Raw genomic sequence first — 20,637 nt, forward strand, 5'->3', positions numbered from 1 at the left:
GCCGCCGTCAGCCCCGCCGGTGCTGGATGGCGCGGCCCTGGAAGAGCCGGATGCCCATCTTCCAGCCCCAGGCGATGGCGGCCGCGCCGTCGCAGCCCGCCAGCACCAGCTCCGTCCGCCGGTCCTCCAGCACCCGGCGAAGCGCCTCGGGGGCGGCGGGCAGGTCCGGCGAGAAGGGGATTCGCAGGGTGGCGATGCCGAGTCGTGCCGGGCGGACGGCGGCCAGCAGGCCCGGCTCCGGCACCTCCAGTGCCAGGCGGTAGCCGCGGGCCAGCAGGAAGCGGCGCAGCAGCGGCACCTCGCCCGGGGCCGCGAGCACCTCCAGCGCCGGGAGGCCGAGGGTCAGCAGGGGCTTCAGCGCCGGGGGGAGCACCGCATCCAGGTGCAGGAAGGCCGGACCGGACAGGGCCGCTAGGGAGAGCGGCAGGTGCAGCGGCCGGGGGCTGCCCTGCCAATCGCGGCGCGACAGCAGGGTCGCCAGGAGCCGGGCGGCGAGCAGGTCGCCCAGATGCGCGGCCAGGGCCGGGCTGGCCGAGGCGTCGCGCCCGCCCAGCAGGCGCTCGGAGACGCTGGCCGCGATCGGGCGCACATCCTCGCGCACCGGCTCCAACCGGCCTTCCTCCGGGATCAGGCGACAGACGGACTGCCGGGCGTGCAGTGGCCAGACATCCGCGTGGCGCAGCGCCCGTTCCGCTTCCGCCAGCCCCGCCGGGTCCAGCGGCCGGGCCCCGGCGGGCGGGGCGGAGGGCTGGCGCAGGCCCAGGCTTTCCTCCAGCGCGGCCAGGATGCTCACCGCCTCCTGCGGCAGACGCATGGTGCGCAGGACCTGTCCCAGCATCGCCTCCGGCAGGGCGCCTTCCAGCGCCGCGCGGGTGGTCTCGGCGATGCCGGGGCCGGGGCCGGGGCCGGGCGGCGCCACCACCGCGAGATCGCCGTTCGGCAGATGGAAGCTGCGGCCGCGCGGTCCCACGGGTGGCGTCGCGGCTTCCCGCAGCAGGCGGCGGTGATGCGGGCGGTCCAGCCCCGCCGGCAGGGTGGAAAGGCGCAGCCAGACCACGTCCCGGCGCGAATCGCTGGCGGTGCAGTGATGCACCAGCGCGGCGAGGTCGCGGGCCGTGCCGGCCTCGCCGCCGGGCAGCGATTCCCGGTGACCGAGGGAGAAGCCCTGCTCCTGGGGCGGCGGCGCGACGGGCAGGCTTCCGGCCGGCGGGGCGCTGGCCGGCCGTCGCGGCGTGGCGAGGGACAGGCTCACGGCACTTCCTCCTGCGGGATCAGGCGTTGCGGGGCGGCGCAGCCGGACCGTGCGCGGGGTGACAGGCCGGCGGCGCTGGCGGCGCAGGTGGCGGTGCTGCAATCCTGGCGGAAGGCGCAGTCCCGGCGCCGCACCACGGCCAGCAGGCGCGAGGGCTGGGGGCCCGTGAAGCGCCCGATGCCACGGGACAGGCCCCAGGCCAGGGCGGCCTCGTCCTCCACCTCGTCCAGTACCAGGCGGCCCGGGTCCAGCGCGGCGATGCTTTCCGGCGGCAGCGCGGCCAGGCCCGGCGTCCAGCGCAGGTGCAGCGCCGCGCCCGGCAGGCCACCCGCGTCGCAGAGGGCCAGGGAAGCGGCTTCCAGCCCCGACAGGGCGAAGGGCAGGGAGGGTGCCGGGCCGGCCAGCACGGACAGGGGCAGGACCGGCAGGACCGGTAGTTCCCCGGAGCAGCCGGAAAGGGCGGCGAGGTCGGCTGGCCGCATGTCCAGGTGCAGTGGCACCGCCAGCGCGGCGCCGAGCAGGGCCTCCCGCTGCGCGGGTTCCGCCAGGGCCTGGAAGCCGCGCCGCATCGTGTCCTCGGCCATGTGGCCGAGAAGGTGCGGGGGCAGGTCCTGTCCGAGGCGGAGCAGCGCGGCGCGGGAAGGCTTCAGGCGCAGCCCGGCGAGTCGCGGCAGGCCGCCCGGGGCGAGGCCGACGATGGGCAGGCGCTCCAGCACCTCCTCCAGCGGCGGCTGCGGCACCCGCTCCGGGGCAGGCATGCCCGTGGCGCCCGGCTGGGGCGGGGCGGAATGCGGGACGGCGGCCAGCGGCTGGGAGCCGGGCGGGCATTGCGGCCGGCGGGACAGGCTTTCGGCGCCCAGCACGCGCCAGAGTCCGGGCATCAGCCGGTCGAGCGTGGCGGGCGCCGCGCCGAGCAGCAATTCGCCGCCGGCGAGTTCCCGCAACGATCCGCCCTCCGTGGCGGCCTCGGTCAGGAGGACCCGGCCCAGCCGCCGGTGCAGCGGGCTGCGGGGGGTCAGGACAAGCCATTCCAGGGCGGTCCGCGGGCCCTCGGGGCGTGTCGCGGAGGGGAGGGAAAGGGGCTGCATCGCTCCGCAGGTTGCCGCCGATGCGCTTAACGCAGTCCTTACGCGGCGGGAGCAGCCTTGTGTCGGGCCGTAACCCTGCGCTACCGAGATGCCGCATGAACGGCCACCTGCCGGAATCTCCGGTTTCCCACGACCTCGCGGAGGCCGTGCGTAGTCTCAAGCGCGCTTCGGTCCTCGTGGTGGGCGACGCGATGCTGGACCGCTTCGTCTATGGTCGCGTGGCCCGGGTCTCGCCCGAGGCGCCGATCCCCGTGCTCACCGTGGACCGGGAGGTCGCCATGCCCGGCGGCGCCGGGAACGTGGTGCGCAACCTGACGGCGCTCGGCACGCCCACCGCCTTCCTGTCCGTGGTCGGCGACGACCAGGCCGGATCGGACCTGACCGCGCTGATCGGCGGGCAGAGCGGGGTGGAGCCCTGGCTGCTGGTGCAGGGGGGGCGCGCCACCACCACCAAGACCCGCTTCGTGGCGCAGGGGCAGCAGCTCCTGCGCGCCGACCACGAGAATCCCGAGCCGATCCAGCCGCGCCTCGCCGAGCGAATGCTGCGGATCGCCCAGGACACCATCGCCGCGACGCGGGTGATGGTACTCTCCGACTACCGGAAGGGGGTGCTGGCCGGGGATATCCCGCAGCGCCTGATCGCCGCCTCCAAGGCCGCCGGGCGGAAGGTCGTGGTGGACCCCAAGGGGCTGGACTACGGCGTCTATGCCGGGGCGGACCTGGTGACGCCGAATCGCAACGAGCTCCGCCTCGCCACCGGCCGCTCGATCGAGAGCGAGGGCGCGCTGGTGGATGCCGCCCAGTCCCTGCGTCTGCAGCACGGCTTCGGCGCCGTGCTCGTGACCCGGGCCGAGGATGGCATGACGCTGGTGCAGGCGGACGGGGTGCAGCATTTCCCCGCCGAGGCGCCGGAGGTCTATGACGTCTCGGGTGCCGGGGACACGGTGGTGGCGGTGGTGGCCGCCGCCATGGCCGCGGGCCTGCCGCTGGAGGTGGGCGCCCGGCTGGCGAACATCGCCGCCGGAATCGTGGTCGGCAAGGTCGGCACCGCCGTGGCGCGGGAGGACGACATCCTCGATGCGCTGAAACCCGAGCGGGGCACGCTGCGCAAGGTGGTCTCGCGCACCGCCGCGGCCGAGCAGGCAGAGCGCTGGCGGCAGAGGGGATACCGGGTCGGCTTCACCAATGGCTGCTTCGACCTGCTGCATCCCGGCCATGTCCACCTGCTGGAGCAGGCGCGCTCCTGGTGCGACCGGCTGGTGGTGGGGGTGAACTCCGACGCCTCGGTGAGCCGCCTCAAAGGGCCGACGCGCCCGATCCAGGGGGAGGCGGCGCGCGCCGCCGTGCTGGCCTCGCTGGCTACGGTGGATCTCGTCGCGGTCTTCGAGGAGGACACGCCCACCGAGCTGATCCGCCTGATCCGCCCGGACGTGCTGGTGAAGGGCGCCGACTACACGGTCGATCAGGTGGTGGGCGGCGACCTGGTCCAGGAATGGGGCGGCGAGGTGAAGCTCGCGGAACTGCTGCCCGGCAATTCCACCACCGCCACGGTGGCGCGCATCAAGGGCTGATCCCGGGGGCTATCCCCCATCTCCGGAAGCCCGGGGCCTTCGCGCCCCCGTGGTGGGCGGGGAGGACCTTGGGCCCATCCCGCCTCAGCCGATCGCCGGATCCACGTTCACCCGGCTGCGGCGGCCCAGCATGGTGCGGGCGGCGCGGCAGAGATGCGGGAAGTGCCAGTTGGCGCGCTCCTTGAGCTTCTTCAGCCGCAGGGCCTTGCGGATGACGTTGCTCATCGTCTGGTCGGCCGGAGGGCGCGCCCAGGGGGTGAGGCGCGCGGCCTCGTGGTACCAGCTCTTGTAGTGGGGCTCCTGCATGTAGAACCAGGGCTTCGAGCTGCCGGTATAGTGGATGATCTTGGGTGCGCGACGGAGTTCCTGGAACTCCTCCTCGGACAATCCCATCTCCGCGGCCGAGAAATCCGCGAAATTGGGCTGGAAGTTCCAGCAGGACGGGACGGAGGTGATCCGGTCGCGGAAGACGTTGTTGATCACGTCCTGGTCATGCGCGGTCAGATGCTCGGCATTCTCCACGGTGAAGGTCAGCAGGGCGGGCAGGACGTTGTCCTCACGCCACTTCCGCACATTCACCACCAGCACGCCGGAGTTGTAGTAGGTATCGTCCTTGTCGAAGCCCGGGTGATAGGCCTTGTAGGGCTCGGGCACGGCCGCGAGGTAGGCATCGTCCAGCGGGGTTTCCCAGAGCGCCCGGATGTCGTCGCGGACGATGATGTCGCTGTCGAGATAGACGACCTTCTCGACCGAGGGGTCGAGGAATTCCGTGACGAAGAGGCGCAGGTAGGCGGAGACGGTGATGTGCTTGCTGACCGGCAGGTTGGTCTTCACCTGCTGCAGGTCGAAGCACACGAACTCCACGGTCGCGTTCCGGTGTTCCCCCACGAAGCGCGCGATCTGCTGCTCGCTCGCCACGTTGCGTTCCGTCGAGCAGACGATCAGACGGAACGCGTTGTCCGGATTGCTGGACAGCAGCGAGGCCATGGTGGCAGCCATGTAGGGGAAGTACCGCGCATCGGCACAGAACAGGACCGGGATCTTCTCCAAGACATGCGCTCCTAATTCGCCAAAGATTGCCAAAAAACTGGACTCGGGTCGATTTTTTTTCTGGTGCTGAAGCACGCTTGGGTGAGGGATCAAATTAGATACGGAACCGAAATTTTCAGCGACTTGGGTATCAGTGCCGAGTCCAGACCTCTTCTAATGTGTGCACCGCACCAAAGCAAACCAAACTGGTGCGAATTCCATAATGATACTGTGACCGATTTCTATAAGGTTGTTGAGCGAATTCTATAATCAACTGACGGTTGTTTCCAGTCCATTCCAAACGGGCTTTCGCTGTTTCTTCGCATGCCGTCATCATGCTGTGGCGTCTCGTTTTTTCCGCCGATCCTGGCACCGCCTCTGGCCATTGGCCGGATCGCGCTGCTACTCCCGTCCAGGCGACAAGGAGGTGCCCCTTGCACTGGATCACGCTGCTGGACACGCGACGCCTGGGGCCCGGCAGCATGTCGCAGGAAGAGCTTTTCCCTGGCGACGACGAGCCGGACGGCAATCCCTTCCAGACGGATGGCGACCGGATCGTCTTCTCGCGGCCCTTCCGGCGCCTCCAGCAGAAGACCCAGGCCCATCCGTTGCCCTTCAACGCGCATGTGCGCAACCGGTTGGTGCATACGCTGGAGGTCGCGGCGGTCGGCCGTTCCCTGGGTTATGCGGTCGGCGTCCGGCTGGGGGAGGAACTGCGGGCCACCGGCCGCTCGGCGGACGACCTGGGTTATCTCGTCCATGCCATCTGCCTCGCCCATGACATCGGCAACCCGCCTTTCGGCCATGCCGGAGAGGAGGTGATCGCCGCCTGGATGAGCCGCTGGCTGCGGGAGGTGGGGGAGGGGAGCGGGCTGGAGCTCGATCCGGACCTCGCCTATTTCGACGGCAATGCCCAGGGCTTCCGGGTCCTCACCCGGGCGGACGGGCATCGTGGCGGCGGCGGGCTGCGGCTGACCGTGGCGACGCTGGGCGGCTTCCTGAAATACCCCTGGGAGGCCGGGGACCCGCGCGCCGCCCGTGACGGCGTGCAGGGGGTGAAGTTCAACGTCTTCGCCACGGAGCGCGGCATCTTCGAGGAGGTGCGCAACGCCTGCCACCTGTCCGGCCCGCTGCCGCGCCACCCCGCAGTCTGGCTGATGGAGGCGGCGGACGACATCGTCTACACCCTGGCCGACCTGGAGGACGCGCTGGAGCTCGGCATCCTGCGCTTCGCCGACTATGCCGCCATCGTCGCGCCGCTGGCCGAGATCTCCATGGCCCGGCTGGAGCGTGAGGCGGACGAGGGCGGCCGCGTGACCCTGCTGCGTACCCTGGCCACCCGGCGCCTGCTGCGCGCGGTGGCGGAGGTCTTCATGGCGCACCGGCAGACCATCCTGGCCGGAGATCTGCGGCCCGGGGAGAGCCTGACCCGGCTGATGGGTCCGGTGGCGCCGGCACTCTTCGACGCGCTCGGCATCGCCGCGCGGCGGACCGAGGAGGTCATCTATTTCAACGCCCGCAAGGTGGAGTTCGAGATCGGCGCCCATGACGTGCTGGGCAAGGCGCTGAGCGTCTTCGTGCCCGCCTGCCTGGCCTTCGCCCGTGCCAATGGCGATGCGGCGAAGCTGAACCTGCGGGAGCGCCAAGCCCTTTCGCTGCTGCTCGACTACCACCCCCGTCCGGGGATGAGCGTCAGCGAGGTGATGCGCTGCGCCGTCGATTTCGTGGCGGGGATGACCGACAGCTACGCCTCCTGGCTGGCGGCCAAGCTGCGGGGGCTCGACACGCGGGTCTGACGCTGGCGCGCAAGGGGGCCGGCGTCCACGCGCCATCCGGCCGCGCCCGGACCGCCTTCGCCCGGGTGTGGCCGGATGGCGACAGCGCCACTCGTCCCGGCTGCGAAAACGTCGAAAGCCCGGCCGGCCTGCGCTAGGTTGTCCCGCAGGGGGACTATTGGAGATGGATGGACAGACTGGCCGGCGCGGCTTCCTGCGCTTCGGCCTTTCGATGCTGGCGATGGGGCTCGGGGGGGCTTCCATCGCCGGACGGGCGCTGGCGGAGGCCGTGGCCTTGCGCGCCGATGGAAACGGGGCACGGCTCACCCTGCCTCTGGGGCCCACTGAGCGATGGCGGCTGACCGCCACCGCGCGGCCGGCCCGGCTGCGCCTCTATTTGCCGGGCGGGTGGAAGGGCCCCAGCCGGATCGCCGGTGCCGGCCCCGTGCGGGGCGGGCGCTGGGATGCCCGTTCCGGTTCCCTGCTGCTGGACCTGGAAGGGCCGGTGGCCGCTCCGGGCGTGGACCGGCAGGGCGGCAGCCTGACGCTGACCGTCCGGCCCGGCAGCAGCGCCGGCTTCGCCCGCCTGGCGCGGAGCCGCACGCTGGCGGAAGGCGGTCCCGCGGCCGCGCGGCGCAGCCTGCCGGTGGTGGTGCTGGACCCCGGCCATGGCGGCAAGGACCCGGGCACGATCGGCGTCGCGGGCACCTATGAGAAGCGCGTGGTGCTGGCGACGGCGCACGAGTTGCGCAAGCGGCTGGAAGCGAAGGGGCTGTGCCGGGTGGTGATGACCCGCTCGAACGACACGTTCATCCCCCTGGCCGGGCGGGTCGAATTCGCCCGCAAGCGCAATGCCGCGCTGTTCATGTCCATGCATGCGGACAGCGCGCCGGGGGCACGGGGTGCCAGCGTCTATACCCTCTCGGACCGGGCCACGGATGCGCTCTCGGCCGGGCTGGCAAAGCGGGAGAACGCGGCGGACGCGGCCGCGGGCCTGCATCTCCCCCCCGTCTCGCCGGAGGTGGCGCGTATCCTGATGAGCCTCGTGCGGCAGGAGACGCGGCAGGGTTCGGACCAGATGGCGCAGTTCGTGGTCGGCTCGCTGCGGGGCGACGTGCCCTTGCTGCCCAACACGCACCGGCAGGCAGCCTTCGCCGTGCTGAAGGCGCCGGACATCCCGTCGGTGCTGGTGGAGATGGGCTTTCTCAGCAATGCCGCCGACGAGACGGCGCTGAACCGGCCGGCGCACCGCGCCAAGCTGGCCAGCGCCCTGGCCGATGCCGTGCATCGCTTCATCGCCAACCGGACGGCCTGAGCGCCTGCCCGGTCCCGCGTCGCGACGCGGGACCGGGCAGGGAACGTCACATCGTGTTGTCGGCCATGGCCACGGCCGGTGCGTCGCGGCGGCGCGGCATGCTGTCCGCGAGGCGACGGCCGAGGGAGATCATCGGCTTCTCGACCCAGTAATAGGTGAGGGCGCTGATCCCCACGGTGATGCCCATCACCACGGCGATGTAGAGATGCGCGCCATAGGGGATGGGGAAGGGGGCCAGGCCCAGGATCGAGGTGAGGCCCCAGATCGGCGACTGCAGCAGGTAGATCGAGTAGCTGACCGCGCCGAGCCAGGCGAGCGGCCGCAGGTTCATGCGCAGGACGGTGGTGCAGAGGGCGAAAAGGCCCAGGCTCACGAAATAGGTGACCAGATACCGCCACCACGTCTCGTTGTAGCCGAAGTCGTGGTTGTAGGCGAGGAGGCAGATCGGCGGCAGCAGCACGGCGAAGGCCAGCAGCGCCCGGAAGGAGGCGCGCCGCGCATCCGCGCGGTCCTCGATCACATAGCCGCGCCAGAGGCAGCCGAAGAACATCACCGAGAGCGCCAGCGGCAGGGCCACGGGCAGCTTGAGCACCAGCATGTAGCGCAGCACCGCCAGGGCGAGCCCGGCGGCAAGGAAGGCCATCACCGCCAGGAACTGGGACTGGACGGAATCCAGCCGGCCGCTGAGGAAAAGCCCCAGGCAGAGGACGTAGAAGACCATCTCGATCTGCAGGGTCCAGGCGACACCGTTGATGTCCGGGAAGCCCATGAAGCCCTGGACCATGGTCAGGTTGGCCAGGATGGTCCGCAGGGGCCAGTCATGGGCCTGCAGCAGCGACACCAGCAGGCACAGGGCCAGGGCGAGCCAGTAGAGCGGGTAGAGGCGGAAGAAGCGGCTGAACAGGAAGCGGCGCACGGGGGCATGGCCACCGCGGGACAGGCTGATCGGCACGATGAAGCCGCTGATGGTGAAGAACAGCACCACCGCCGCCTTGCCCAGGTCCAGGCCCAGGGTGAGCAGGTCCATCACCGGCGCCTCGCCGGGCGACAGGGGCAGGCCCTGCTCGCGGATCGACATGGCCATGTGGAAATAGCCGACCGCAAGCGCCGCCAGTCCGCGCAGGGCGTCCAGATAGTCCAGACGCAGCTTCGGGCGCGGGGCAGGGTTTTCCGCTGTCGCCATGGAATGTGCCTCGCTGATGGTGGGGCGGACATTAACCGCAATCTCGCAAGCGCGAAAAACTATTAATCAGCCGGATACTGATTTTTGAGATTTCCGGCGCCCTGCTAGCGTCCGCGGCCACTGGCGGCAAGCATTCTCTGCGCCTATCTGCGGGTCACTGCTGTGGGAGCGGCGGCCATTCGCACCCTTCGGAGGGGCGGGAATGCCTGTCGGGGAGGAAGGCGGGGATTGGTGCTGTGGCGGAACGCGGGTTCCGATGCCGGCCCTGCCTCGCCTATCAATCTCCCGCCTGCGGAGCCTGTCGGGTGTCCGCGGCGAGCGGTGAAGATGGGCGGTCCGGCATGGGCCGGGAAGGGATATCTGGTGGGTCGGTCTCCGGCCGGCCTCGTTCCCGGGGGATGGTCCGGGATGGTTCGGGAGCGTCCTGCGGGATGCGCCGCACAGCAATGCGTGATGGGGGCGGCCCCGGCGCAGGATGCGCAACACCGGCGGGGCGCGAGCATGTATTGGGGCGACGATGAGTGATGACAGCCAACGGGAGCGCGCTCCCCTGAGCGGCGACGCCCCGCAGCAGGATGGCCGGGACGGGCGCCCGCGGCCCGGCCGGGACAGGCGCGCGCGCCGCGACGCACGGCAGGCCCGGCCGCGTCACCGCTGGCTGCGCCGCATCCTCGGCGGCATCGTGGCGCTGGCCCTGGTCGGCGTCGTGGTGGGCGGCATCGCCGCCTTCGCGCTCTGGCAGACGGCCGCCAAGGACCTGCCGGACTACAAGTGGCTGGCGGACTACCAGCCGCCGCAGATGAGCCGGATCTATGCCTCGGACAGCCAGCTCATGGCGGAGCTGGCGCTGGAGCGCCGGGTCTTCGTGCCGATCGAGGCGATCCCGCCGCTGCTGCAGCAGGCCTTCATCTCGGCCGAGGACCAGAATTTCCGCAGCCATGGCGGCGTCGATCTGCTCGCCATCGCCCGGGCTGCGGTCACCAACCTGGAGCAGATGGGTTCCGGCCGGCGGGCCGTGGGCGCCTCGACCATCACCCAGCAGGTCGCCAAGAACATGCTGGTCGGCAACGACCGCACCATGCTGCGCAAGATCCGCGAGGCCATCCTGGCCAACCGGATCGAATCCGCCATGTCCAAGGACCGCATCCTGGAGATCTACCTGAACGAGATCTTCCTGGGGCAGCAGTCCTATGGCGTGGCCTCCGCCGCCTGGAACTATTTCAACAAGAGCCTGAGCGACCTCAGCATCGGCGAGATGGCCTTCCTGGGCGCGCTGCCGAAGGCGCCGAACAACTACAACCCGGTGCGCTATCCGGAGGCCGCCAAGGCCCGGCGCGACTGGGTGATCGACCGCATGGCCGAGGACGGCGCCATCACCCGCGACCAGGCGGAGCAGGCCAAGCGGGAGCCGATCCGTCCGCCGAACCGCGGCCGCCCCGAGGTCCTGGCCGTGGGCCGCTACTTCACCGAGGAGGTGCGGCGGGAACTGCTGGCCCGCTTCGGCGACGAGCAGACGACCATGGGTGGGCTCGTGGTCCGCACCTCTCTGGAGCCGAAGCTGCAGCAGGCGACCGAGGACGCTCTACGCCGGGGCCTGCTGGAGTATGACCGGCGCCGGGGCGGCTGGCGCGGCCCCGTCACCCAGATCTCCGCCGCGGCCTCGGAATGGATGCCGGCGCTGGAGGCGCTGCCCCGCCCCGCCGGGCTGATGCCGGAATGGCGGCAGGCCGTGGTGCTGGACGTGAAGGATCGCGAGGCCCGGGTCGCCTGGCTGGAGCGCCCGCCGGGCAGCCAGGCGTCGCAGCCGCGCCAGGCCACGCTGAACTTCTCCGATGTCAGCGGCTGGGCCCGGGCGGTGAACGCCCAGGGCCGGATCGGCGCCGCGCCGCGCCGCATGGCGGATGTGGTGAAGGCGGGCGACGTCGTGATGGTGGAGCCCGCCGGCAACGGCCGCGCACAGCTGCGCCAGGTGCCGCAGGTCGAGGGCGCCGCCGTGGCGCTCGACCCGGCGACGGGGCGCGTGCTGGCCATGACCGGCGGCTTCTCCTTCGACAAGTCGGTGTTCAACCGCGCCACCCAGGCGATGCGGCAGCCGGGCTCCTCCTTCAAGCCCTTCGTCTATCTGCCGGCGCTGGAGATGGGCATCCCGCCGAACCAGCAGCTGCTGGACGCGCCGCTGGAGATCATGACGCCGCAGGGCCCCTGGCGGCCGGGCAACTATTCCGGCCGGGCCTCGGGCGGCTATGTCACGATGCGGACGGCACTGGAGAAGTCGCTGAACCTGCCGACCGTGCGCATGGCGCAGGAGATCGGCATGGACAAGGTGGCCGATTCCGCCGCGCGCTTCGGGGTCATCCAGAACATGCCGCGCGTGCTGGCCATGTCGCTCGGCGCCGGGGAGACCACGGTGCTGCACATGGCCGGCGCCTATGCCGCCTTCGTCAATGGCGGGCGGCAGGTGACGCCGACCCTGATCGACAGCGTGCAGGACCGGCTGGGCCGGGCGGTCTGGCGCAACAACATCCGTTCCTGCGCCGGCTGCGACGCCGACATCTCCGCCGGCCCGCCGGTGCTGAAGGACGAGCGCAAGCAGATCGCCGACCCGATCGCCGCCTATCAGATGGTGAACATCCTGACCGGCGTGGTCGAGCGCGGGACCGGCACGGCCGCCGGCAAGGGGCTGGACCGGCCGGTGGGCGGCAAGTCGGGCACCACCAACGACTTCCGCGACAACTGGTTCGTGGGCTTCACCCCGGACATCGTCGTGGCGGTGTGGATGGGCTTCGACGACAGCCGCTCGCTCGGCAATGGCGAGGCCGGTGGCGGCAATGCCGCGCCGATCGTGCACGACATCCTGGCCGCGGCGCTGAAGGACAGCCCGCCGGTGCCCTTCCGCGCCCCGCCCGGCGTAGCGCTGGTGCGGATGACGGATTTCAATGGCGCGCCGATCACCGAGGCCTTCCGCCCCGGCACCGAGAACAGCGCCCGGGCGCCGCTGGGCGGCGGCGGCGGGGGCAGCGGAGACCCGCCCACCGCTTCCGCCGTGGACAGCAGCCTGGGCGGGCTCTACTAGACCCGCTTTCGCCCCGCTCCCCGCCGGGGGGTGGGGCGTGCCTGGATGACCATTTCGTGTGAGACGCGGCCCGGCCCCGACCTTGGGGTGGAGGGCCGCGCCAGTCGGGGCCCCCCATGCGTGCCGATGCCGAAGCCCTGAAGGGCCAGATCGAAGAATCCGTCTCCCTGCTCCGCCGTCACCTGGACTGGGACGCGGCGACCATCCGCCTGACCGAGCTGAATGCCCGGGCCGAGGACCCGACTCTCTGGAACGATGCCGACGAGGCCGGCCGCGTGATGCGCGAGCGCGGGCGGCTGGCCGACCAGATCGAGGGCGTGGCGCGGCTGCAGCAGGATGTGCGCGATGCGCTGGACCTGATCGAGTTGGCCGAGGCCGAGGGCGATGCCGCCACGGCGGATGCGGCGGTGGCCGATCTCAAGGCGCTGGCCGCCGAGGCCAAGCGGCGGGAGATCGAGAGCCTGCTGTCCGGCGAGGCCGATGCCAACGACGCCTTCCTGGAGGTGAATGCGGGCGCTGGCGGCACAGAGGCGCAGGACTGGGCGGAGATGCTGCGGCGCATGTACATGCGCTGGGCGGAGAAGCGCGGCTACAAGGTCACGATCACCGAGGAGAGCGAGGGCGAGCAGGCGGGCATCAAGTCCGCCACCCTCCAGATCAGTGGCCCCAACGCCTATGGCTGGCTGAAGACCGAGAGCGGGGTGCACCGGCTGGTGCGCATCAGCCCCTTCGACGCGGCGGCGCGGCGGCAGACCTCCTTCGCCTCCGTCTATGTCTATCCGGTGATCGACGACCGGATCGAGATCGAGATCAATCCGGCCGACCTGAAGACGGACACCTTCCGCGCCTCCGGCGCCGGCGGGCAGCACGTGAACAAGACGGAATCCGGCGTGCGCTTCACCCATATCCCGACCGGGATCGTGGTGGCCTCCACCCAGGACCGCTCGCAGCACCGCAACCGCGCCATCGCCATGGATATGCTGCGCGCCCGGCTCTACGAGCTGGAGCTGAGCAAGCGCGAGGCCATCTCGGCGGGCGTCGAGGCGGGCAAGACGGATATCGGCTGGGGCCACCAGATCCGCTCCTATGTCCTTCAGCCCTATCAGATGGTGAAGGACCTGCGGACCAGCGTGGAGAAGGGCAACCCGGCCGCCGTGCTGGATGGCGACCTGGACGAGTTCATGGCCGCCGCCCTGGCCCAACGCGTCGGCGGCACCCGTTCCGAGGCCAGCGCCTCCGCCATCTGACCCGCCATCTGACCTGGGCCTTTCCCCTGCAACGCTTGCCCCGCCTCCGGCGTCTTTGCCGTGACGGGAGGAGGGGAGAGAGGGGATGCGGCACCGCTGTCCGGCCATGGCGGCATGAGGGCCCGGCTGCGGGCCTGGATGGAAAGCCTCCAGGAAGTCTTCTGGCTGCGCCCCGCGGTGCTCGTGACGCTGGGCGTCGTGGCGGCGGAGGTCCTGGTCCGGCTGGATGGCGCCTTCTCGGATCATGAATGGGCGCCCTCCGGCTGGATCTATGCCGGGGGCGAGAGCGGCGCCCGGGCGCTGCTGGGCGCCATCGCCTCCTCCGCCATCGGCGTGGCGGGCACGGTCTTCTCCATCACCATCGCCGCGCTGTCCCTCGCCTCGGGGCAGATGGGGCCCCGGCTGCTGCGCAACTTCATGCGCGACCGGGGCAACCAGATGGCCCTGGGCATCTTCCTCGGCACCTTCGCCTATGTGCTGATGGTGCTGCGCACCGTCCGCTCGGTGGAGGAGGACGCCTTCGTGCCGCATCTGGCGGTCACCGGGGCGCTGCTCCTGGCCCTGCTCTGTGTCGCGACCCTGGTCTGGTTCGTCCACCACATTGCGAGCGGCATCAATGTCGAGAGGGTGATCGAGGACGTGCACCACGAGCTGGTGCAGACCATGGACCGGCTCCTGCCGCGGGAGGAGCCGCCGGAGCCGGGAGCGGCGCGTCCGCCGGAGGGTGGCAGGCCGGTCCGGGCAACCAGCGGGGGCTATATCCGCTCCCTGGACACGGAAGGGCTAGCCGACTGGGCGGCGGAGAGGGGGCTCGTCGTCTGCCTCCTCATGCGGCCGGGCGAATATGTGAGCCAGGGCATGCCGCTGGCCGAGGTGGCGGGGGAGGTGGATGGGGAGGAGGCCGCCGGCAGGGTTTGCGACGCCTTCATCCTGGGCGAGCGGCAGGCAGCAGGACAGGACCTGGAATTCGCCGTGCGGCAGCTCGTGGAGATCGGCGACCGCGCGCTCTCGCCCAGCAGCAACGACCCCTTTACCGCTATCGCCGTGATCAACCGGCTGGTGGACATCCTCTGCCGGGTCGCCGACCGGCCCATGCCGGCACCGGTGCTGTTCCGGGAAGGGCAGGCCAGGGTCTTCCGGCGCGTGACCACCTATGACGGGCTCTGCGACGCCATGTTCCATATCCTGCGCCAGGACATGGCGGGCAGCGCCCCGGTGCTGATCCATCTGCTGGAAAGCCTGGGCCAGGTGAGCGGCGTGGAGCACCGTCCGGAGCGGCTGGCCGCCCTGCGCCGCCATGCGGGGTTCGTGCTGGAGGCCGGGCGCCGCACCATCGAGGACCCGGCCGGGCTCGTGGATTTCGAGCGGCGGCGGGCGCGCTACTTCCCGGCGCTGTGAGCGCGCGCCGCCGGGCCGGTCAGCCGGCCCAGTCCGTCACATGGGCCGAGAGATCCGGGCGGCGGGGCTGGCGGGCCTCCCCATCCGGCGTGCCCACGAAGACATAGCCAAGAAGCCGCTCGTTCTCGCCCAGCCCGAGGCGGAGGGCCAGGGCGGGGTCATAGCCGTTCGCGCCGGTCAGCCAGATCGCCCCGAAGCCCTCGGCATGGAAGGCGTTCAGCAGGTTCATCACCCCGGCCCCGACCGTGAGGATCTGCTCCACCTCCGGGATCTTGCCCTCGCGGATATGGGCGGCCACGGCGATGGTGAGCGGCGCGTTCAGGATGCGGCCGCATTGCTTGTCGATCATCGGCTGTGTCACCGAGGGGTCGCGGGCGCGCATCGCCTCTTCGACGGCGGCGGCCCAGCGGGTCCGCGCCTCGCCCCGGATCAGCACGAAGCGCCAGGGATGCAGCCCGCCATGGTCCGGCGCGCGCAGGGCGGTCTCCAGGATACGGTGCAGCCGTTCGCCCTCCGGTCCCGGCGCGCGCAGCATCTGGGCCGGCACGGAATGGCGGGTCAGCAGGGCTTCCAGCGCCGGCGAGGCGGTTCCGGAGGAAAGCGGGCCAAGGTCGTTCATCGCGAGGTTCCGGGGCAGTGGCGGCGGGCAGGACCGGCGGATGCTTTCCGGACCTGAGCGGTCCCATTTCTCGCGCCTTTCGCGCAGCGACGCAAACCCGGCGTTGCAACGAAGCGTTCCGGCGAGCCTTTTCCCGGAAGCGCCGACGGGGACCATACCAGGGGGACCATACCAGGGGGACCATGCCGGAAATCTTCCGCCAGCGCCTGCCGGACTTCCAGCCACCGGGCGCGATCTTCCACCTGGACTGGAAGGCCCGGCAGATCCGGATCGCCTGGCTCTGCCTGCCGGCACTGGCGCTGGCCTTGTTGGCGGGGCTGCTGAGCGGGCATCCGGCGGATGGGCTGGTGGCGGCCAGCGGCGCCATGTCGGTCGGCTTCGGGGCGCTGCAACGCTTCTCCCGCGGCTGGGCGATGCCGATGCTGGTGGCGATGCTGGGCATGGCGGCCTCGGCTGCCGTGGGCTCCCTGGTGGGGCACTGGCTGCCGCTGCTGCTGTTGGCCAGCGGGTTCTGGGCGGCGGCCTGCGGCCTGCTGGCGGCGGTGGGGACCGGGGCCTGGTGGCTGGGGCTGCAATGGAACATCGCCCTGGCGGTGGCCAGCGCCTTTCCGTCCAGCCTGGAGCATGCGCTGGGCCGGGGCGGCCTGATCCTTGTGGGGGGCGCCTTGCAGTGGGTGATCCTGGTGGCATGCCGGCGCTACCTGCCTTCGCCCCAGGGCTGGCCCTCCGACCTGCAGATCCCCGAATTCCTGGAATCCCTGCGCCTGCTCGCCAGCCGCCGGAATCCGGACCGGGCCTATGCACTGCGGCTGGCCTGCGCCGCCATGGGGGCCGTGGTGGCCAGCCGGCTGCTGGACCTGCCGAACGGCTACTGGGCGCCGATGACGGCGGTGATGGTGCTGAAGCCGCGGCTGGACGAGACCTATTCCCGGGGTCTGCAAAGGGTGGCCGGGACCCTGCTGGGGGCAGGCGGTGCGACCCTGGTGGCGGCGCTGCTCCAGCCCGGGCCCTGGGCCTTGTCTCTGCTGGTCCTGGCCCTGGCCTGGGCGAGCTATGCGCTGCAGCGGGTGAACTACGCCGCGCTGTCCACGGCGATCAGCGCCTATGTGGTCTTCCTGCTGGCGCTGGTGGCCATGCCGGAGCCCGAAGCGGCGGGCCATCGCATCCTGGCGACCCTGGTCGGCAGCGCCCTCGCCTTCGTGGTGGACCTGCTGGGGTGGCTGTCCGCGAACCCCGGGAGGACGGGCGGGGATGCGGCGGGCGACGCCCCCGGAAAGCGGGAACCTTGACCTTCCCGGTCCGGAATGTGTCGCGTTTCTGAAACAGTTCCGACAGCCGATCATCGGGCCGCCCCACCCCAGGGGAGGCTCCGGCCCTTTTCGCGATTGACCCTGTCGCCATGCCGAACGAACATGGCAGGGTCCGAACCGGGGCGCCTTTCGCGGCCATGTCCGCAGGGATGGCCGCTCTGGCCACCGCCAACAGCAAACGGGCCACAGACCCGCGAATCGAGGAAACAGAATGGCGATCCCGCTGGGAACAACGATACCCGTCACCGGTGCCACCACGGCCGATGCCAGGGACAGCGAGGTCAACCGCATCCTGCGAAACCCGACCTTCCAGGAACTGGTGAAGGAGCGTTCGGGTTTCGCCTGGACGCTCTCCATCGTGATGCTGGTGATCTATCTGGGCTTCATCCTGTTGGTGGCCTTCGCCCATGGGCTGATGGCGACCCCGATCGCCGGGGGGGCGACCTCCACGGGCATCATCCTGGGCCTGGTCGTCATCGTCTCGGCCTTCGTGCTGACCGGCATCTATGTCGCGCGCGCCAACACGCGCTTCGACGCGATGACGCAGCGCCTGCGTCAGGAGCTGAGCCGCTGATGCGCCTCCTCAAGCTCCTCACCGTCACCGCCGGGACGCTGGCCCTCGGCCTCGGCGGCATGGCCTATGCCGCGGACGCGATCTCCGGGCCGGTGCAGCGTCAGGCGCTGAACTGGGCGGCGATCGTCATGTTCGTCGCCTTCGTGGCGATGACGCTGGTCATCACCTACCGCGTCGCTTCGCAGAACCGCTCGGCCGCCGACTTCTACGCGGCGGGCGGCGGCATCACAGGGTTCCAGAACGGGCTCGCCATCGCCGGCGACTACATGTCGGCGGCCTCCTTCCTCGGCATCTCCGGCCTGGTCTTCGCCAGCGGCTTCGACGGGCTGATCTATTCCATCGGCTTCCTGGTCGGCTGGCCCATCGTGCTGTTCCTGATCGCGGAGCGGCTGAGGAACCTCGGCAAGTTCACCTTCGCCGACGTCGCCTCCTTCCGGCTGGACCAGACAGCGATCCGCATCCTCTCGGCCAGCGGCACGCTGGTGGTGGTGGCCTTCTACCTGATCGCGCAGATGGTCGGGGCGGGGAAGCTGATCCAGCTCCTCTTCGGGCTGCAATACCTCTACGCCGTGGTGATCGTCGGCCTGCTGATGATCGTCTATGTCGCCTTCGGCGGCATGAAGGCCACGACCTGGGTGCAGATCATCAAGGCCTGCCTGCTGCTGGTTGGCGCCACCTTCATGGCGCTCGCCGTGCTCTGGCATTTCGGCTTCAACCCGGAGCGCATGTTCGCCACCGCCGTGCAGGTGCACCCGGCGGGCGTCAGCATCATGGCGCCGGGCAACATGGTGGCGGACCCGGTCTCGGCGATCTCGCTGGGCCTCGCGCTGATGTTCGGCACGGCGGGGCTCCCGCATATCCTGATGCGGTTCTTCACGGTGTCGAACGCCCAGGCGGCGCGCAAGTCGGTCTTCTACGCCACCGGGCTGATCGCCTATTTCTACATCCTCACCTTCATCATCGGCTTCGGCGCCATCACCTTCCTGATGAACGACCCGGCCTACTACACCAACGGGGCCTCGGGCGTTTACAACAAGATCAGCGGCCTTCTGGGCGGCACCAACATGGCGGCGGTGCACTTGGCCAATGCGGTGGGCGGCTCGCTCTTCCTGGGCTTCATCTCCGCCGTGGCCTTCGCCACCATCCTGGCCGTGGTCGCGGGCCTGACGCTCTCGGGCGCCTCGGCGGTCAGCCATGACCTCTATGCCAGCGTGATCGCCCGTGGCCGTGCCACGGAGAAGAAGGAGGTGCGGCTGTCGAAGATCTCCGCCGTGGTGATCGGCCTCGTTGCCATCTATCTCGGCTATATCTTCGAGAACCAGAACGTCGCCTTCATGGTGGGCCTCGCCTTCGCCGTGGCGGCGAGCTGCAACTTCCCCGTGCTGCTGATGTCCACCATGTGGCGCGGCACGACCACGACCGGCGCGCTCTGCGGCGGGCTGCTGGGCCTCGTCGCGGCGGTGGCGATGGTGGTGCTGAGCAAGGCGGTCTGGGTGGACACCTTCCACCATGCCGCGGCGCTCTTCCCCTACGACAACCCGGCGATCTTCTCGATGCCGCTGGCCTTCGTGGGGATCTGGGCCTTCTCGAAGATGGACAACAGCCTGCGGGCGCGGCGCGAGATCGCGTCCTTCGACGCGCAGTATGTGCGCTCGGAGACCGGGATCGGTGCCTCCGAGGCGCACGTCCACTGACCGCGCGGCCGGGGGGGTGTCCTCCCCGGCCCCGGCTGGCAGGAACGAAGAAGGGGGATGGCCGGCTGGCCATCCCCCTTTTCCGTTTTCGCCCGGTGGCGGGCGGCTACTTCTCGACGAAGGCCTTCTCGATCACGAACTCGCCCGGCTCGTGCTGGCTGCCTTCGTGGAAACCGCGCTCCTCCAGGATCTTGCGGCAATCGGCCAGCATCTCCGGGCTGCCGCAGAGCATGACGCGGTCATGCTCGGGCGAGATGGGCGGCAGGCCGAGATCCCCGGTGATCTTGTCGGAGGTGATCAGGTCGGTCACGCGGCCCTGGTTGCGGAAGGGCTGGCGCGTCACGGTCGGATAGTAGAGCAGCTTGTCGCCGATGATCTCGCCGAGGAATTCGTGCTGCTTCAGCTCGGCCTCGATCATCTCGCGATGGGCCAGCTCGTCCACCTGGCGCACCCCATGGACCACCACGACCCGCTCATACTGGTCATAGGCCTCGGGCTCGCGGATCAGGCTCAGGAAGGGGGCGAGGCCGGTGCCGGTGGAGAGCAGCCACAGCGTCTTGCCCGGGCGCAGGTTGCTCAGGATCAGCGTGCCGACCGGCTTGCGCCCGACCAGGATCTTGTCGCCCGGCTGGAGATGCTGGAGCCGGGAGGTGAGGGGGCCGTCCTGCACCTTGATCGAGAGGAAATCCAGCTCCTCGTCCCAGGGGGCGGAGGCGATGGAATAGGCACGCAACAGCGGCCGCCCCTCGACCATCAGGCCGATCATCACGAACTGCCCGGCCTGGAAGCGCAGGCCCGGGTCGCGGGTCGTGCGGAAGGAGAAGAGCCGGTCGGTCCAGTGATGCACGGACAGGACCGTCTCGTGGAAGAAGGCGGCGTTGGGTGCGGGGGCGTTCATGACGGCGGAAGCTATGGGGTGCCGCGCCAAGGAAGGCAACGTGGAATGAACGTTCCTGCCCTGTGGTTTGCGAATATTCGCAATGCCGCGGGCGGGGATGGCTCCCGCCCCGGCTGCCCATGGGGCGCATCTTCACGCTTTCTCAACCTCCCCATGGTCCCTTGCGCCGCGCGCCGGGTCCGGCCGGAGGGGTCTTCGGCCATGGGGCGGGCGCGGGAGACCTTGGCCATGACCAGCATCACCGCCACCACGGGCACGCAGGGCTATCCGCTGTCCTCCTCCGCCAGCAATGCGCGGACCGGTGCCACCCAGGCGGCCTCCTCCGGCACCGCCACCGGCGCGTCGCAGGGCAGCGCCGCCGGAGCCAGCCAGGGCGGCAGCGACACCTCGGAACTCGAGGCCGCCCTGGAGGAGGCGAAGGCGGAGGAGGCGAGGGCGCAGCAGCAACTGGCCGCCGACCAGCAGGCCCAGGCGAGCGCGAGCCGGATCGCCGAGGACCAGGCGGCGCTGACCCAGGCCCAGCAGGCCGTGACCCAGGCCCAGACCAAGCTCACCGCCGCCGCCTCGCAGGTGAACATCCTGGCCTGAATCCTGTCCGAAGGCCCATGTCG

Annotated in this window: 16 protein-coding genes; 10 read left to right on the forward strand and 6 right to left on the reverse strand. The window is 70.5% G+C overall.

The window, feature by feature from the left end; genetic code table 11:
* Positions 1–7: 7 nt before the first annotated feature.
* Both RGI145_RS26075 and RGI145_RS04195 read right to left on the reverse strand, forming a co-directional pair.
* On the reverse strand, positions 8–1,252 hold the full coding sequence (locus RGI145_RS26075; RefSeq protein WP_075797360.1) for a hypothetical protein: 1,245 nt from the start codon (positions 1,250–1,252) through the stop codon (positions 8–10).
* Positions 1,249–2,340 carry a hypothetical protein gene (locus RGI145_RS04195; RefSeq protein WP_075797361.1) on the reverse strand — a complete coding sequence of 364 codons (1,092 nt, stop codon included), beginning with the start codon at positions 2,338–2,340 and terminating at the stop codon, positions 1,249–1,251. The genes RGI145_RS26075 and RGI145_RS04195 overlap by 4 nt, the downstream gene beginning before the upstream one ends.
* A gap of 95 nt (positions 2,341–2,435) precedes the next feature.
* Here RGI145_RS04195 and rfaE1 point away from each other — a divergent pair, with 95 nt between their 5' ends.
* Positions 2,436–3,911 carry a D-glycero-beta-D-manno-heptose-7-phosphate kinase gene (gene rfaE1 / locus RGI145_RS04200; protein WP_075797362.1) on the forward strand — a complete coding sequence of 492 codons (1,476 nt, stop codon included), beginning with the start codon at positions 2,436–2,438 and terminating at the stop codon, positions 3,909–3,911.
* Positions 3,912–3,995: 84 nt separating this feature from the next.
* Here the strand turns inward: rfaE1 and RGI145_RS04205 are convergent, their stop codons facing one another.
* A complete protein-coding gene (locus RGI145_RS04205) occupies positions 3,996–4,961 on the reverse strand; it encodes a glycosyltransferase family 8 protein (protein ID WP_075797363.1) in 966 nt (321 codons plus the stop codon).
* A 413-nt stretch (positions 4,962–5,374) separates the two neighbouring features.
* Here RGI145_RS04205 and dgt point away from each other — a divergent pair, with 413 nt between their 5' ends.
* Complete coding sequence (gene dgt / locus RGI145_RS04210) at positions 5,375–6,736, forward strand: dGTP triphosphohydrolase (RefSeq protein WP_075797364.1); 1,362 nt, start codon at positions 5,375–5,377, stop codon at positions 6,734–6,736.
* A 163-nt stretch (positions 6,737–6,899) separates the two neighbouring features.
* A complete protein-coding gene (locus RGI145_RS04215; protein ID WP_075797365.1) occupies positions 6,900–8,030 on the forward strand; it encodes an N-acetylmuramoyl-L-alanine amidase family protein in 1,131 nt (376 codons plus the stop codon).
* A 46-nt stretch (positions 8,031–8,076) separates the two neighbouring features.
* Here the strand turns inward: RGI145_RS04215 and RGI145_RS04220 are convergent, their stop codons facing one another.
* Positions 8,077–9,213, reverse strand: a complete 1,137-nt coding sequence (locus RGI145_RS04220) for an acyltransferase family protein (RefSeq protein WP_075797366.1) — start codon at positions 9,211–9,213, stop codon at positions 8,077–8,079.
* 517 nt (positions 9,214–9,730) lie between these two features.
* On the opposite strand from RGI145_RS04220, the gene RGI145_RS04225 reads away from it, so the two are divergent.
* From RGI145_RS04225 to RGI145_RS04235, 3 genes are all read left to right on the forward strand, one after another.
* The gene (locus RGI145_RS04225) at positions 9,731–12,286 is read left to right on the forward strand and encodes a penicillin-binding protein 1A (RefSeq protein WP_156878429.1); all 2,556 of its coding nucleotides are present in this window, start codon (positions 9,731–9,733) and stop codon (positions 12,284–12,286) included.
* 116 nt (positions 12,287–12,402) lie between these two features.
* Positions 12,403–13,533, forward strand: a complete 1,131-nt coding sequence (gene prfB / locus RGI145_RS04230) for a peptide chain release factor 2 (RefSeq protein WP_075797367.1) — start codon at positions 12,403–12,405, stop codon at positions 13,531–13,533.
* 114 nt (positions 13,534–13,647) lie between these two features.
* The gene (locus RGI145_RS04235; protein ID WP_075797368.1) at positions 13,648–14,931 is read left to right on the forward strand and encodes a DUF2254 domain-containing protein; all 1,284 of its coding nucleotides are present in this window, start codon (positions 13,648–13,650) and stop codon (positions 14,929–14,931) included.
* 19 nt (positions 14,932–14,950) lie between these two features.
* Here the strand turns inward: RGI145_RS04235 and RGI145_RS04240 are convergent, their stop codons facing one another.
* Entirely contained in the window at positions 14,951–15,550 is a 600-nt protein-coding gene (locus RGI145_RS04240) for a nitroreductase family protein (RefSeq protein ID WP_075797369.1), read from the reverse strand.
* Positions 15,551–15,732: 182 nt separating this feature from the next.
* Between RGI145_RS04240 and RGI145_RS04245 the strand changes: the two genes are divergently transcribed.
* From RGI145_RS04245 to RGI145_RS04255, 3 genes are all read left to right on the forward strand, one after another.
* A complete protein-coding gene (locus tag RGI145_RS04245) occupies positions 15,733–16,839 on the forward strand; it encodes an FUSC family protein (protein ID WP_083670387.1) in 1,107 nt (368 codons plus the stop codon).
* Positions 16,840–17,071: 232 nt separating this feature from the next.
* A complete protein-coding gene (locus RGI145_RS04250; RefSeq protein WP_237183200.1) occupies positions 17,072–17,434 on the forward strand; it encodes a DUF485 domain-containing protein in 363 nt (120 codons plus the stop codon).
* Positions 17,434–19,128: a cation acetate symporter gene (locus RGI145_RS04255; RefSeq protein WP_208863927.1), complete on the forward strand. Its 1,695-nt coding sequence runs from the start codon at positions 17,434–17,436 to the stop codon at positions 19,126–19,128. The genes RGI145_RS04250 and RGI145_RS04255 overlap by 1 nt, the downstream gene beginning before the upstream one ends.
* Before the next feature lie 106 nt (positions 19,129–19,234).
* Here RGI145_RS04255 and RGI145_RS04260 read toward each other — a convergent pair whose 3' ends face one another.
* On the reverse strand, positions 19,235–20,026 hold the full coding sequence (locus RGI145_RS04260; protein WP_075797370.1) for a ferredoxin--NADP reductase: 792 nt from the start codon (positions 20,024–20,026) through the stop codon (positions 19,235–19,237).
* Between the two features lie 228 nt (positions 20,027–20,254).
* Between RGI145_RS04260 and RGI145_RS04265 the strand changes: the two genes are divergently transcribed.
* On the forward strand, positions 20,255–20,614 hold the full coding sequence (locus RGI145_RS04265) for a hypothetical protein (protein ID WP_156878430.1): 360 nt from the start codon (positions 20,255–20,257) through the stop codon (positions 20,612–20,614).
* Positions 20,615–20,637: the final 23 nt, after the last annotated feature.

The sequence above is a fragment of the Roseomonas gilardii genome (genome assembly GCF_001941945.1).
Classification (GTDB): domain Bacteria; phylum Pseudomonadota; class Alphaproteobacteria; order Acetobacterales; family Acetobacteraceae; genus Roseomonas.

Bases quoted from the DNA above. Each gene is read 5' to 3' on its own strand.
- prfB (WP_075797367.1), top strand. From the start codon at position 12,403: ATGCGTGCCGATGCCGAAGCCCTGAAGGGCCAGATCGAAGAATCCGTC.
- rfaE1 (WP_075797362.1), top strand. From the start codon at position 2,436: ATGAACGGCCACCTGCCGGAATCTCCGGTTTCCCACGACCTCGCGGAG.
- RGI145_RS04255 (WP_208863927.1), top strand. From the start codon at position 17,434: ATGCGCCTCCTCAAGCTCCTCACCGTCACCGCCGGGACGCTGGCCCTC.
- RGI145_RS04220 (WP_075797366.1), bottom strand. From the start codon at position 9,213: ATGGCGACAGCGGAAAACCCTGCCCCGCGCCCGAAGCTGCGTCTGGAC.
- RGI145_RS04260 (WP_075797370.1), bottom strand. From the start codon at position 20,026: ATGAACGCCCCCGCACCCAACGCCGCCTTCTTCCACGAGACGGTCCTG.
- RGI145_RS04195 (WP_075797361.1), bottom strand. From the start codon at position 2,340: ATGCAGCCCCTTTCCCTCCCCTCCGCGACACGCCCCGAGGGCCCGCGG.
- RGI145_RS04245 (WP_083670387.1), top strand. From the start codon at position 15,733: ATGCCGGAAATCTTCCGCCAGCGCCTGCCGGACTTCCAGCCACCGGGC.
- RGI145_RS04240 (WP_075797369.1), bottom strand. From the start codon at position 15,550: ATGAACGACCTTGGCCCGCTTTCCTCCGGAACCGCCTCGCCGGCGCTG.
- RGI145_RS04235 (WP_075797368.1), top strand. From the start codon at position 13,648: ATGAGGGCCCGGCTGCGGGCCTGGATGGAAAGCCTCCAGGAAGTCTTC.
- RGI145_RS04215 (WP_075797365.1), top strand. From the start codon at position 6,900: ATGGATGGACAGACTGGCCGGCGCGGCTTCCTGCGCTTCGGCCTTTCG.
- RGI145_RS04250 (WP_237183200.1), top strand. From the start codon at position 17,072: ATGGCGATCCCGCTGGGAACAACGATACCCGTCACCGGTGCCACCACG.
- RGI145_RS04265 (WP_156878430.1), top strand. From the start codon at position 20,255: ATGACCAGCATCACCGCCACCACGGGCACGCAGGGCTATCCGCTGTCC.
- RGI145_RS04225 (WP_156878429.1), top strand. From the start codon at position 9,731: ATGAGTGATGACAGCCAACGGGAGCGCGCTCCCCTGAGCGGCGACGCC.